We start from the raw sequence: 12,986 nt of genomic DNA, 5'->3' as shown, positions 1-12,986 counted from the left end.
GCAGGGCGCGGGCCCCGGTGGGCGTCAGGTGCTGGCCGGGTTGGCGGTCGGGCGTCGGCGGGGGAGGGCCGTCAGGTGCCTTCCGGGCGGAGCAGGGGGAGCATCAGCCGGTCGATCAGCTCTTCCACTTCCTGACCATTCCATTCGCTGCTGCACAGCTTCGACCGGTACATCATCATCGCCGGGATGACATCGAGGACGTAGCTGTTGTCGGCGTCGGGACGCACCTCTCCCCGGTCGATTCCGCGGCGGATGATCTCCCTGATCAGCTGGACGGTGGGCTCCACCACGCCGGCGAAGATCACGCCGTGAAAGCGTTCCGCCTGGCTCGGATCGCATTCGTGAATGACGGAGCGGAGGGCGGTCCCGGGGCGGGAGTACATCGCGTCGCGCGCCTGGACGCACAGCGCCAGCAGGTCCTCGCGCACGCTGCCCAGATCGGGTGCATCCTGGATGTGCGGCAGGCCGGCCTGTAGCGCGTCGGCGACGAGGTCCTCCTTGGAGGGCCAGCGTCGGTAGACCGCGGCCTTGCCGGTCTGAGCCGCGGCTGCGATGCCCTCCATCGTGAGGCCGTTCCAGCCGACCGTGCCGAGTTGCTCCAACGCGGCGTCCAAAATGGCGCGTTCGAGTACGGCGCCGCGCCGGCGAAGGGAGGCCTGCCGAGCGGGGGCGGCCGTCCAGCGCGAGGTAACCATCAGTGTCTCCAGCGAGCGGGGAAGCGGGTTTCCGGGGACGTGGGGTTCTGTTCGTGGGCCCTGTTCATCGGCTCATGCACGGGCCCTGTTCGTGTGGCACTGCTTGCGCGACCCGGCTTGGCCGCATGTGGGCCGGTTCGTCCGGCGTCGGGGATACGCCGTACACGGGCGAGCCAAGTGAACGGTTGCGTTCACTACGAGCGCTTACTACCGTAGAGCCGTCAGTGAACGGTCGCGTTCACTAAGACACTGGCACTCGTGGGGGACCCATAGTGACAACCTCTCCATTGATTCAGGACCACAAGCCGGGTGCGGCCCGCCGGGAGGGGCATCCCGGCATCGCGCTCGCCGTCATCGCGGCCTGCCAGCTCATGGTGGTACTCGACGCGACGATTGTGAACATCGCGCTCCCGCACATTCAAGACGCTCTCGAATTCAGCACCACCGACCTCACCTGGGTCGTCAGCTCGTACACGCTCACATTCGGCGGTCTGCTGCTCCTCGGCGGCCGGGCCGGGGACATCCTCGGGCGCCGGCGCGTCTTCATGGCCGGCATTCTGCTGTTCACGCTGGCTTCGCTGCTGGGTGGACTCGCGCAGGAGCCGTGGCAGTTGCTGGCGGCCCGCGTCCTGCAGGGCGTGGGTGGTGCGATCGCCTCGCCCACGTCACTGGCGCTCATCACCACCACGTTCCCCGAGGGGCCGGAACGCAACCGGGCCTTCGGTGTCTTCGCCGCCGTCTCCGCGGGCGGCGGCGCCATCGGCCTGCTCGCGGGCGGCATGCTCACCGAATGGCTGGACTGGCGCTGGGTGCTGTTCGTCAACGTGCCGATCGGTGTCCTGATCGCCGTGCTCACGCCGCTGTACATAGCCGAGTCGGAGCGCCACACCGGCCGCTTCGACGTCGCGGGCGCGGTGACCTCGACGGCGGGCATGGCGTCGCTGGTCTACGGCTTCATCCGTGCCGCGGACGAGGGCTGGCGGGACAGCCTGACGCTGGGTTCCTTCGGTGCCGCCGTCGTGCTGCTGCTGGCGTTCGCGTTCATCGAGACGCGGGCCAAGGAGCCGATCACGCCGCTGCGGATGTTCGCCGACCGCAACCGCTCGGGCACGTACGTGATCATGCTCAGCCTGGCCGCTGCGATGTTCGGCATGTTCTTCTACATCGTCCTCTTCGTGCAGAACGTCCTCGGATACAGCCCCATCGAGGCCGGTCTGGCCTTCCTGCCGGTGACCGTCGTGATCGCGCTCGGCGCGGGCCTGTCGCAGCGGTACCTCCCGGTGTTCGGCCCGAAGCCCTTCATGGTCGTGGGCTCGGTGCTCGCGCTGCTCGGCCTGGCCTGGCAGTCCCTGCTCAGCTCCGACAGCACCTACGTCGGCGGGATCCTCGGCCCGATGCTCATCTTCGGCTTCGGCATGGGGCTCAACTTCGTCACGCTCACCATCACGGCGGTCTCCGGAGTCGCCCGGCACGAGGCGGGGGCGGCGTCCGGGCTGCTCAACACCACGCAGCAGGTGGGCGGCTCGCTGGGTCTGTCCATCCTGACGACCGTGTTCGGTACGGCCAGCAGGGACGAAGCGCAGAAACAGGTGCCGGACTTCCTGGCGCACGCGACGCCGGCGCAGAAGGCGGAGTTCGCCCAGACCCGGCAGCTGCCGGGCTCGTGGGGTCATGAGGTGCTCGCGCAGGGCATCTCGCTGAGCTTCGTCGCGGCGGCGGCCATGGCCGTACTCGCCGTGATCACCGCGAGTGTGGTGATCCAGGTCCGCAAGAGTGACCTGGACGCGCTGGCGGGGACGGGGCCGGTGATCGGCTGAGACGGGGCGAGGCGGGGCCGGAGCCGGCAGTCGCGAGAGCCCTCGGGAGCGCGGCGCTCGGGCCGTATCCCGTCTCCGCGGGCACCGGCCCTCAAGCCGCCGTCGGCGCCCAGCTCGGCAGTCCCTCGGTTCGCTCCAGCCAGGCCGCGGGCACTCTGCCCGCCCCGCCCGAGGCGATGATGCCGCCCACGATCGCGCAGGTCGTGTCCACGTCCCCGCCGACCTGTGCGGTCGTCCAGAACGCCTGCTCGTAGTCGCCGAGGCACCGCGCGGCCGACCACAGCGCGAAGGGCACCGTGTCGTGTGCCGTCGTACGCCGTCCGCAGCCCAGAACGGCCGCGACGGTGCCCGCGTCCCCGTAGTCGAGCATGTCCTTGGCTCTGCGCAGGCCCGCGCCGACCGCGCTCTTCCTCGGCACCAGTGCGATGACTCCGTCGAGGAGTCCTTCGGCGCTCGGCGGTCCGTCCGGCGCGGCGGCCAGTGCGGCGGCAGCGGCGACGGCCATCGCGCCGACCACCGCCTCGCGGTGCTGGTGCGTGGGGTAGGCGGAGATCTCCGCCTGGTGCGTGGCCTGCTCGGGGTCGTCCCCGTACCAGGCACCCAGGGGGGCGATCCGCATCGCGGCGCCGTTGCCCCAGGAGCCCTGGCCGTTGAACAGCGCGGCGGACAGCTCGCGCCAGTCGCCGCCCTCCCGGATCAGCCTCAGCAGCCGGTTGACGGCCGGGCCGTAGCCGCGGTCGAAGTCGTGGTGCCGGGCGAACGAGCGCGCCAGCGCGTCCTGGTCGATGCGCCGGTGGGCGGCCAGGACGGCGACCACCGAGCAGGCCATCTCCGTGTCGTCGGTCCACTGCCAGGGCCCGTGGGGCAGCTCGCGCCGCTTGAGCAGCGGGACGTTCACCGGGACGAAGAACTGCGAGCCCAGCGCGTCCCCCACCGACAGCCCGCGCAGGGCTGCCAGGGCACGCGCCAGGCGCCCGTCGGACCCGTCGGACGATCCACCGGGTTCGCCCGGCCGGCCGGTTTCTCCGGTTTCATCGGGTCCGCCGAGGGGGGAGTGTGCGGTCATCGCCCTGCCCACTTCATCCAGTGATCCCGAACGGCTCCGGGTCACGCCAGCGTGCGAACGGCCGGTCGAGCCGGTACTTCCCGTCACCCCCGAGAACGAGCATCCTCATCTCCCCGTTCCCGGGATTGACCAGCGACTCGAACTCGGCCACGGTCCAGTGGAACCAGCGCATGCAGAACAGCCGCATCGCCAGGCCGTGCGTCACGATCAGGACGTTGGGCGGGTGGTCCGGCGCCTCGAAGCTGCGGTACAGGCTCTCCAGGAAGCCGCCCACCCGGTCGTACACGTCGGCCCCGGACTCGCCCTGCGCGAAGCGGTAGAAGAAGTGGCCGTACGCGTCCCGGTAGGCCTTCTGGAGTCGGACGTCGTCGCGGTCCTGCCAGTTGCCCCAGTCCTGCTCGCGCAGCCGGGGCTCCTCACGCACCCGTATCCGCTCGGGGTCGAGGCCGAAGCCCCGCAGTGTCTCGTGCGTGCGGCGGTACGGGGAGACGTACACACTGATCCGTTCGCGGCCGAACAGGTCGCGCAGGATCTTGCCCGTCCCCTCGGCCTGCTGTCTGCCTCGTTCGGTGAGGGCGAGAGCGTGGTCGGGCTCCCGCTCGTAGACGGAGTCATCAACATTGCCCGTTGACTCGCCGTGCCGGACAAGGACGATGCGCCGTGGTCGTGCCATGCCAGCACACTAGATCGGGTCGGCGGCACCCGAGCACCCGTACGGGCCCCATACGGCGTAGGTCACACAGATCCCGCACGACGGCACGCGCGTGCCGCGACGGCGGACGGTCCGAAATCAGACCGTCCAGGCGGGTTCGAGGTCCACGACGTCCCCCGTGAGGGCGGCGATGTCGGCCTCCGTCTGGGCCCGCAGGGCGAGCCGTTCCACCCGTTCGGTGCGGTACTTCCCGTGCTCGGCCGCCGAGCGCCACATGGACAGGATCAGGTACTCGTGGCCCGGTGCCTCGCCGAACAGCCCCCGGATCATGCCCGGCGAGCCGGCCATCGCCGGGTTCCACACCTTCTCCTGCATCAGCGTGAAGTGCTCGGCGCGCTCCTCGCGGACCCGGCACAGCGCGACCCGCAGCAGGTCGGCGTCGGTGAAGCGCGGTTCGAAGCCGGTCTTCACGTCGAAGCGGTAGTCGAACAGCCGTGCCTGGGCGTCCTTGAAGGTGCCCGACTGGGCCATGGCGAGCCGGTCGTGGGAACGCGCCATGAAGGAGTCGTAGAAGGCGCGGCTCTCCCAGAAGGCGAAGACGTGCGCCACGTCCGGCCGCCCCCGGCTCCAGCCACCGCCCTGTCCGCGAAATCCCGGCTCACCCAGAAGCCCCGCCCATTTCCGCTGCCCCCGTTCGAACCCGCGACGGTCCACGACGGTGCAGCGAATCCACTTGACCAGCACCGCGCCATCGTACGGCCACCGAGCGTGGCGCCGGTCACGCTCGGACGTACCGCTTCCCGGCGCGCGGCGCCCCCTGCGTGGGAGGATGGCAATCAGCCCTGGCTGAGGAGCGGTTGGGGAAGGGCGTGCAGAGGCAGTACGCGAGGCAGGACGGGGAAGGGGACATCAGGTGAACGGTCTGGGCAAGGGAATCCGCAAGGTCGAGGTCTCGCTGAAGTGGGATCCGAGTCCGGCGGGGGAACCGCCCGCCGATCTCGACCTGGTCGCCGGTACGTACCTCGCGAGCGACCCGCACGGCGACGCCGACTATCTGGTGCATTTCGACAGCCGCTCCCCCGACGGCACGATCATGCTGAACCGGGACAGCTCGGACGGCAAGGGCTTCGGCTGGGACGAGGTCATGACGCTGGAGCTCGACCGGCTCAGCGAACGGTACGCGCGCGTGCTGGTCGGCGTCGTCATCCAGCAACGGCAGGGCGACAAGACGTTCGCGACCGTGGACAGCGTGGCCATGCGCATCCGGGAGGGCTACACGGTCCTCGCCGAGGACGACTTCGGCGGTGTCCCCGGCTCGACGGCGGCGACGGTGGCGGAGTTCGTCCGGGACGAGAGCGGCGCCTGGGACTTCCGTCCCGGTGTGCACGGCTCCGACGCCGACCCGGCCACCTTCACCAGGACGATGGGCGCGCTGCGCCGCTGAGTACGGCACGGATACGGAAACGGCGGAACAGAGGCAGAGCAGAAGGGGACCGGCCGGTGGCCGGTCCCCTTCGACGTCTCGGCGCTCAGCGATCAGCGTTGAGCGCCCGGTGTGCGGTCAGCTGCACCCGCTCGTCGAGCCGCAGCCCTCGCAGATGTAGCAGGAGCCCGCCCGTTGCATCTTCGTACCGCAGGAGAAGCACAGCGGGGCGTCCGCCTGGATGCCCAGCTGCATCTCCACCAGTTCGGCACTGGTGTGCGCCTGCTGCGGGGCCGGCTTGACGGCCTCCGTCCCGGTCTGCGGCGCGCTGACGGCCTTCAGTTCCTGGGCGCGGGGCGCCGACTGGGCCAGGCCCTCGACGTCCAGTTCCTCGTCGGTCGGCTCGTACGAACCGGTCTCCAGGTGGCGCTGGCGCTCCTCGGCGGAGTGGATGCCGAGCGCGGAACGCGTCTCGAAGGGCAGGAAGTCCAGCGCCAGGCGACGGAAGATGTAGTCGACGATCGACTGCGCCATCCGCACGTCCGGGTCGTCCGTCATACCGGCCGGCTCGAAGCGCATGTTGGTGAACTTCGAGACGTACGTCTCCAGCGGCACGCCGTACTGCAGGCCGACGGAGACCGCGATGGAGAAGGCGTCCATCATGCCCGCGAGGGTGGAGCCCTGCTTGGACATCTTCAGGAAGACCTCGCCGAGACCGTCGTCCGGGTAGGAGTTGGCGGTCATGTAGCCCTCGGCGCCGCCGACGGTGAAGGACGTGGTGATGCCGGGGCGGCCCTTGGGGAGGCGCTTGCGGACCGGGCGGTACTCGACCACCTTCTCGACCGCGGTACGGATCGTCTCCTCGGCCTTCTCGGTGATCTCCACCTTCTCCTTCTCCTTGGTCTTCGCGGAGAGGGGCTGGCCGACCTTGCAGTTGTCGCGGTAGATCGCGAGGGCCTTGACGCCGAGCTTCCAGGCCTCGTAGTAGATCTCCTCGACCTCCTCGACGGTCGCCGTCTCCGGCATGTTCACCGTCTTGGAGATGGCGCCGGAGATCCACGGCTGGATCGCGGCCATCATGCGGACGTGGCCCATCGGGGAGATGGCGCGCTCGCCCATGGCGCAGTCGAACACCTCGTAGTGCTCGGGCTTGAGGCCGGGGGCGTCGATCACATTGCCGTGGTCGGCGATGTGGGCGACGATCGCCTCGATCTGCTCCTCCTGGTAGCCCAGGCGGCGCAGGGCCTGCGGGACCGTGCCGTTGACGATCTGCATCGAGCCGCCGCCGACCAGCTTCTTGAACTTGACCAGCGCGAGATCGGGCTCGACACCGGTGGTGTCGCAGGACATCGCGAGGCCGATGGTGCCGGTCGGGGCGAGCACGGACGCCTGGGAGTTGCGGAAGCCGTTCTTGTCGCCGAGACGGACGACGTCCTGCCAGGCCTCGGTGGCGGCGGCCCACACCGGGGTGTCCAGGTCGTCCATGCGGACGGCCCTGCCGTTGGCGTCGGCGTGCTGCTTCATGACGCGCTTGTGGGCGTCGGCGTTGCGGGCGTAGCCGTCGTAGGGTCCGACGACCGCGGCGAGTTCGGCGGAGCGCCGGTAGGCCGTGCCGGTCATCAGGGAGGTGATGGAGCCGGCGAGGGAACGGCCGCCGTCGGAGTCGTAGGCGTGGCCGGTGGCCATCAGCAGGGCGCCGAGGTTGGCGTAGCCGATGCCGAGCTGACGGAAGGCGCGGGTGTTCTCGCCGATCTTCTGGGTCGGGAAGTCGGCGAAGCAGATCGAGATGTCCATCGCGGTGATGACCAGCTCGACGACCTTCTGGAAGCGGTCGGCCTGGAAGGACTGGTTGCCCAGGCCGTCGTCCTTGAGGAACTTCATCAGGTTCAGCGAGGCCAGGTTGCAGGACGTGTTGTCCAGGTGCATGTACTCGCTGCACGGGTTCGACGCGGTGATCCGGCCGGACTCGGGGCAGGTGTGCCAGGCGTTGATGGTGTCGTCGTACTGGATGCCGGGGTCGGCGCAGGCCCAGGCGGCCTCGGCGATCCTGCGGAAGAGGTGCTTGGCGTCGATCTCCTCGATGACCTCGCCGGTCATACGGGCGCGCAGGCCGAACTGCCCGCCGCCCTCCACCGCCTTCATGAACTCGTCGTTCACGCGGACCGAGTTGTTGGCGTTCTGGTACTGGACGGACGTGATGTCGTCGCCGCCCAGGTCCATGTCGAAGCCCGCGTCGCGCAGGACGCGGATCTTCTCCTCTTCCTTCACCTTGGTCTCGATGAAGTCCTCGATGTCCGGGTGGTCGACGTCGAGGACGACCATCTTGGCGGCGCGGCGCGTGGCACCACCGGACTTGATGGTGCCGGCGGAGGCGTCGGCGCCGCGCATGAAGGAGACCGGACCCGAGGCGTTGCCGCCGGAGGACAGCAGTTCCTTGGAGGAACGGATGCGGGACAGGTTCAGGCCCGCGCCCGAACCGCCCTTGAAGATCATTCCCTCTTCCTTGTACCAGTCGAGGATCGACTCCATGGAGTCGTCGACGGACAGGATGAAGCAGGCCGAGACCTGCTGGGGCTGCGTGGTCCCGACGTTGAACCAGACGGGGCTGTTGAAGCTGAAGATCTGGTGCAGGAGGGCGTACGCCAGCTCGTGCTCGAAGATCTCGGCGTCGGCGGGCGAGGCGAAGTACTTGTGGTCCTCGCCGGCCTTCCGGTACGTGCGCACGATGCGGTCGATCAGCTGCCTGAGGCTGGTCTCGCGCTGCGGGGTGCCGACAGCCCCGCGGAAGTACTTGCTGGTGACGATGTTGACCGCGTTCACCGACCAGAAGCCGGGGAACTCGACGCCGCGCTGCTCGAAGTTGACCGAGCCGTCGCGCCAGTTGGTCATGACGACGTCACGGCGCTCCCACTCCACCTCGTCGTAGGGGTGGACCCCCGGGGTGGTGTGGATGCGCTCGATCCTGAGTCCCTTCCCGCCCTTGGTGCTCTTGGCTCGGGAACTCCGTGCCGGACCGCTCGCCGTCTCTGTCATGCCGCCTCCCTGTACGGGCGAAAACGCCCTGAAGTGCCCCGATTGTTCCCGTGGCACGGTGTTCTGTCTGGTGTCGCGGGCATCTCGGACGCCGCCCACGACAGGTCTTCCTCGTCGCCGCCGTACGGCCGGCCCGGTCTCGTGGTCCGGGTCCGGCCCGCCGGTCAGTCGGCGGCACCCGCGGGTTCGGGGACCTGTCCGGTCCCCGCCGGCCCGCGGCCGTCTCCCTGGCCCCCCGCGCCCTCGCGGTCCTCGTCGTCCGCGCCGGTGCGCCCCGTCTGCTGCCTCAGTTCCACGATCGCGGCCTCGAAGTCCTCGAGCGAGTCGAACGCCCGGTAGACGGAGGCGAATCGCAGATAGGCGACGAGGTCGAGCTCCTGCAAGGGGCCGAGTATGGCCAGCCCCACGTCGTGCGTGGTCAGCTCGGCACTTCCGGTGGCCCGCACCGCCTCCTCGACCCGCTGGCCGAGCTGCGCGAGCGCGTCCTCGGTGACCGGCCGGCCCTGGCACGCCTTGCGCACGCCGTTGATGACCTTGGTGCGGCTGAACGGCTCGGTGACTCCGGACCGCTTGACCACCATGAGCGAACACGTCTCCACGGTCGTGAAACGACGGGAGCAGTCAGGGCACTGGCGGCGCCTGCGGATCGACGTGCCGTCGTCGGTCGTACGGCTGTCGACGACGCGGCTGTCGGGGTGCCTGCAGAAGGGGCAGTGCATGGTTCCCAACCCTCCTCACAGCAGACTCCATGACCTCGCCGGGCCGCTCGGGCCCCGCGAAGCAGCCCCAAGCATAGGCGATCTCCTGCGGCCCGCAGACCGGGGGGACCACAACTTCTGGGCCGCCGATGCAATCCAACCACTAGATGTGGGGATTGGCTCCCGTACGCACCGCACTCGCGTGTCGCAGCCGCATGGTCGCGGAGCGTGCGGGGACGGCGCGGGCACACCGGGAGGGAAGGCGCGTCCGCCGCGGACACCGAGGTCCGGCACCGGCCGCCGGAAGGCCGGATGACAGACTGGGCAGCACCCGACAAGTCCGCCGCCCGGCGGTGAAGAGTACAGCGACGGATGCATTCACCCGATCCCGGCAACGTGGCAGCAATACACCTGGACTCTTGGTCGCGTCGATTGATTCGCGTTTTTTCACTCGAACGTGTGTTTGGCGCAACCTTTCGAAAGCAACTACCGTTGTTCAGCAGGGAGACCATCGAGAGGGGCCAACGTGACCACGACCGCAGCCAGTGCCACCACCATCACTGCCCAGGACCGCTCCCAGGGCCGACTTGAGCCGGTGCACGCGGTGAACGGCGCCACGAATCCCGAGGGGGCAAAGCGCTCCCTGCCCGGGCGACCTCCCGGCATCCGGGCGGACAGTTCCGGACTCACCGACCGGCAGCGCCGGGTGATCGAGGTCATCAGGGACTCGGTGCAGCGCCGGGGGTACCCGCCGTCGATGCGGGAGATCGGCCAGGCCGTGGGCCTGTCGAGCACCTCGTCCGTCGCCCACCAGCTGATGGCACTCGAGCGCAAGGGCTTCCTGCGCCGCGACCCGCACCGCCCGCGCGCCTACGAGGTGCGTGGCAGCGACCAGGCCGCCTCCGTGCAGCCCACGGACACCGCCGGGAAGCCCGCCGCGTCGTACGTCCCGCTGGTCGGCCGTATCGCCGCCGGCGGCCCGATCCTCGCCGAGGAGTCGGTCGAGGACGTCTTTCCCCTGCCCCGGCAGCTCGTCGGCGACGGCGAACTGTTCGTCCTCAAGGTGGTAGGCGACTCGATGATCGAGGCCGCCATCTGCGACGGCGACTGGGTCACCGTGCGCCGCCAGCCCGTCGCCGAGAACGGTGACATCGTCGCCGCGATGCTCGACGGCGAGGCCACCGTCAAGCGTTTCAAGCGCGAGGACGGCCACGTCTGGCTCCTCCCCCACAACGCCGCCTACGAGCCGATCCCCGGTGACGACGCGACCATCCTCGGCAAGGTGGTGGCCGTACTCCGCCGCGTGTGACCCCCGCGGCGGGCGTGCCCCGCACCACACCCGCACCCGCTCCCTGACCGGGCCCCGGAACCCCTGCGCCGGTTCCGGGGCCCCGTTTTGTGCCCGTCACCCGGTCTGTCCCCGAACCGGCGCCGCTGGCCTGCTGCGCCGGTCGATCACTGCGGGGCCCCCGCACTGGAGACTGTCGTGGGCGGCGCCGGACCTACTCCGTGGCGGCCTGGGCCGCCACGTCGATCGCTGCCAGGGATCGGCGGACCTGGTTACGGTCCGTGGTGTACCAGAAGTCGGGCAGTGACGCCTTGATGAAGCTGCCGTAGCGGGCCGTCGCCAGCCTGGGGTCCAGTACGGCGACCACGCCGCGGTCGCCCGAGGCGCGGACGAGACGACCGGCGCCCTGGGCCATGAGCAGCGCCGCGTGCGTGGCGGCGACCGCCATGAAGCCATTGCCCCCGTTGTCCTCCACCGCCTTCTGGCGGGCGCTCATCAGCGGGTCGTCCGGGCGCGGGAACGGGATCTTGTCCATGACGACGAGCTGGCAGCTCGGGCCCGGCACGTCGACGCCCTGCCAGAGCGACAGCGTGCCGAACAGGCAGGTCTTCGGGTCGGCCGCGAAATTTTTGATCAGCTCGCCGAGCGTCTCCTCGCCCTGAAGGAGGATCGGGAACTCGGGAATCCGGGAGCGCAGTTCCTCCGCGGCGAGCTGCGCGGCGCGCATCGACGAGAACAGCCCGAGGGTGCGCCCGCCGGCCGCCTGGATGAGCTGCGCCAGCTCCTCGAGCATGTCGGCGCGGTCGCCGTCGCGCGCGGGGCGCGACAGGTGCTTGGCGACGTAGAGGATGCCCTGCCTCGGGTAGTCGAAGGGGGAGCCGACGTCCACGCCCTTCCATTGCGGCAGGTCGTCGCCCTCCGTGCCCTCCGGGGCCAGGCCCAGGGAGGCTCCCACGCCGTTGAAGTCACCGCCCAGCTTCAGGGTCGCGGAGGTCAGCACCACCGAGCGGTCCGCGAACAGCTTCTCCCGCAGCAGACCCGACACCGACATGGGGGCCACGCGCAGGGACGCTCCGAAGCGGTCGTGCCGCTCGTACCAGACGACGTCCCATTCCGCGCCGTGGGTGATGCGCTCGGCCACCGCGTGGACGTTCTCCACACTGGCCAGCGCCTGCTTGCGCACCGCGTCCTCGTCCTGGACGGACTTGTCGCGGGTCGTGCCGAGCGCGGAGATCACCGTGCGGCACGCGTCGCGCAGCGCCGCAAGGGCATAGCCGAGGTCGTCCGGGATCTCCTCCAGGCGGCCCGGCAGCGCCAGCTCCATCAGCCGCTCGAAGCCCTCGGCGGCGGTCTGGAGCTGGTCGGCGGCCTTTTCGTCGACCAGCTTCGCGGCGCGGCGCACCGCGCGGTTGACCTGGCCCGGGGTGAGCTCGCCCGTGGCGACGCCGGTGACACGGGAGACCAGTTCGTGCGCCTCGTCGACGATCAGGAGCTCATGCTGCGGGAGGACCGGGGCGCCCTCGATGGCGTCGATCGCGAGCAGCGCGTGGTTGGTGACGACGACCTCGGCGAGCTTGGCCCGCTCCCGGGCCGTCTCGGCGAAACACTCGGCGCCGTACGCGCACTTGGTGGCGCCCAGGCACTCGCGGGACGACACCGACACCTGGGACCAGGCACGGTCCGACACGCCCGGGGTGAGGCCGTCCCGGTCTCCGGACTCGGTCTCGTCGGCCCAGTCGCGCAGCCGCAGGAGGTCCTGGCCCAGCTTGCTGGTGGGTGCGGCGGCCTCGAACTGGTCGAAGAGGCCCTCCTCCTCGTCCTGCGGGACGCCCTCGTGCAGGCGGTGCAGGCAGAGGTAGTTCGACCGGCCCTTCAGCATGGCGAACTCCGGGCGGCGGCGCAGCAGCGGATGCAGCGCCTCCACCGTGCGCGGCAGGTCCCGTTCCACGAGCTGGCGCTGCAGGGCCAGCGTGGCCGTCGCGACCACGACCCGCTCTCCCTGCGCGAGGGCGGGCACCAGGTAGCCGAGCGACTTGCCGGTGCCGGTGCCGGCCTGGATCAGCAGGTGGGAACCGTCGTCGACGGCCCGGGCGACGGCTTCGGCCATGGCCACCTGGCCGGGGCGCTCCGTACCGCCGACGGCGGTGACGGCGGCGTGCAGGAGATCGGGAAGTGAGGGCTTCGTCATAGCCCGACCACCCTACGGCCCGGCACTGACAACCGGGCGATCACGCGGGACCTGCCCCTCTTTCGTGAGCCCGGTCCCGTCGGCCCGGGTCCCCGGTCCGGGGGCCTCACCTTCCCGCCTGAGGCC

10 protein-coding genes are annotated in these 12,986 nt (G+C 70.1%); 3 read left to right on the top strand and 7 right to left on the bottom strand.

Features of this window, described 5'->3' with window-relative positions; genetic code table 11:
- Positions 1 to 71: 71 nt before the first annotated feature.
- Positions 72 to 695, bottom strand: coding sequence for a TetR/AcrR family transcriptional regulator (locus ABZ354_RS23190; protein ID WP_358659651.1), 624 nt, complete (start codon positions 693 to 695; stop codon positions 72 to 74).
- 272 nt (positions 696 to 967) lie between these two features.
- On the opposite strand from ABZ354_RS23190, the gene ABZ354_RS23185 reads away from it, so the two are divergent.
- A complete protein-coding gene (locus ABZ354_RS23185; protein ID WP_358659649.1) occupies positions 968 to 2,512 on the top strand; it encodes an MFS transporter in 1,545 nt (514 codons plus the stop codon).
- A gap of 91 nt (positions 2,513 to 2,603) precedes the next feature.
- Here the strand turns inward: ABZ354_RS23185 and ABZ354_RS23180 are convergent, their stop codons facing one another.
- From ABZ354_RS23180 to ABZ354_RS23170, 3 genes are all read right to left on the bottom strand, one after another.
- Complete coding sequence (locus ABZ354_RS23180) at positions 2,604 to 3,578, bottom strand: ADP-ribosylglycohydrolase family protein (protein WP_358659647.1); 975 nt, start codon at positions 3,576 to 3,578, stop codon at positions 2,604 to 2,606.
- A 13-nt stretch (positions 3,579 to 3,591) separates the two neighbouring features.
- The gene (locus ABZ354_RS23175) at positions 3,592 to 4,251 is read right to left on the bottom strand and encodes a histidine phosphatase family protein (RefSeq protein ID WP_358659645.1); all 660 of its coding nucleotides are present in this window, start codon (positions 4,249 to 4,251) and stop codon (positions 3,592 to 3,594) included.
- A gap of 117 nt (positions 4,252 to 4,368) precedes the next feature.
- Positions 4,369 to 4,974, bottom strand: a complete 606-nt coding sequence (locus ABZ354_RS23170; RefSeq protein ID WP_358659643.1) for a YdbC family protein — start codon at positions 4,972 to 4,974, stop codon at positions 4,369 to 4,371.
- Between the two features lie 169 nt (positions 4,975 to 5,143).
- Between ABZ354_RS23170 and ABZ354_RS23165 the strand changes: the two genes are divergently transcribed.
- Positions 5,144 to 5,674 (top strand): TerD family protein, encoded by a 531-nt coding sequence (locus tag ABZ354_RS23165; protein WP_358659641.1) that lies wholly within the window; start codon positions 5,144 to 5,146, stop codon positions 5,672 to 5,674.
- 117 nt (positions 5,675 to 5,791) lie between these two features.
- Here ABZ354_RS23165 and ABZ354_RS23160 read toward each other — a convergent pair whose 3' ends face one another.
- Positions 5,792 to 8,686 carry a vitamin B12-dependent ribonucleotide reductase gene (locus tag ABZ354_RS23160; protein ID WP_358659639.1) on the bottom strand — a complete coding sequence of 965 codons (2,895 nt, stop codon included), beginning with the start codon at positions 8,684 to 8,686 and terminating at the stop codon, positions 5,792 to 5,794.
- A 164-nt stretch (positions 8,687 to 8,850) separates the two neighbouring features.
- Entirely contained in the window at positions 8,851 to 9,405 is a 555-nt protein-coding gene (gene nrdR, locus ABZ354_RS23155) for a transcriptional regulator NrdR (protein ID WP_358659637.1), read from the bottom strand.
- Between the two features lie 505 nt (positions 9,406 to 9,910).
- On the opposite strand from nrdR, the gene lexA reads away from it, so the two are divergent.
- Entirely contained in the window at positions 9,911 to 10,693 is a 783-nt protein-coding gene (gene lexA / locus ABZ354_RS23150) for a transcriptional repressor LexA (protein WP_358659636.1), read from the top strand.
- Between the two features lie 193 nt (positions 10,694 to 10,886).
- Here lexA and ABZ354_RS23145 read toward each other — a convergent pair whose 3' ends face one another.
- Positions 10,887 to 12,860 (bottom strand): ATP-dependent DNA helicase, encoded by a 1,974-nt coding sequence (locus ABZ354_RS23145; RefSeq protein ID WP_358659635.1) that lies wholly within the window; start codon positions 12,858 to 12,860, stop codon positions 10,887 to 10,889.
- Between the last annotated feature and the right edge of the window lie 126 nt (positions 12,861 to 12,986).

The organism is Streptomyces sp. NPDC005925, assembly GCF_040638805.1.
In the GTDB taxonomy this organism is placed as follows: domain Bacteria; phylum Actinomycetota; class Actinomycetes; order Streptomycetales; family Streptomycetaceae; genus Streptomyces.
Note: the sequence above shows the minus strand (reverse complement) of the source record. Positions and strands in the feature narration are given on the sequence as shown.

Coding starts and splice junctions, on each gene's coding strand:
- ABZ354_RS23190 (WP_358659651.1), bottom strand. CDS start 695: ATGGTTACCTCGCGCTGGACGGCCGCCCCCGCTCGGCAGGCCTCCCTT.
- ABZ354_RS23180 (WP_358659647.1), bottom strand. CDS start 3,578: ATGACCGCACACTCCCCCCTCGGCGGACCCGATGAAACCGGAGAAACC.
- ABZ354_RS23175 (WP_358659645.1), bottom strand. CDS start 4,251: ATGGCACGACCACGGCGCATCGTCCTTGTCCGGCACGGCGAGTCAACG.
- ABZ354_RS23160 (WP_358659639.1), bottom strand. CDS start 8,686: ATGACAGAGACGGCGAGCGGTCCGGCACGGAGTTCCCGAGCCAAGAGC.
- nrdR (WP_358659637.1), bottom strand. CDS start 9,405: ATGCACTGCCCCTTCTGCAGGCACCCCGACAGCCGCGTCGTCGACAGC.
- ABZ354_RS23145 (WP_358659635.1), bottom strand. CDS start 12,860: ATGACGAAGCCCTCACTTCCCGATCTCCTGCACGCCGCCGTCACCGCC.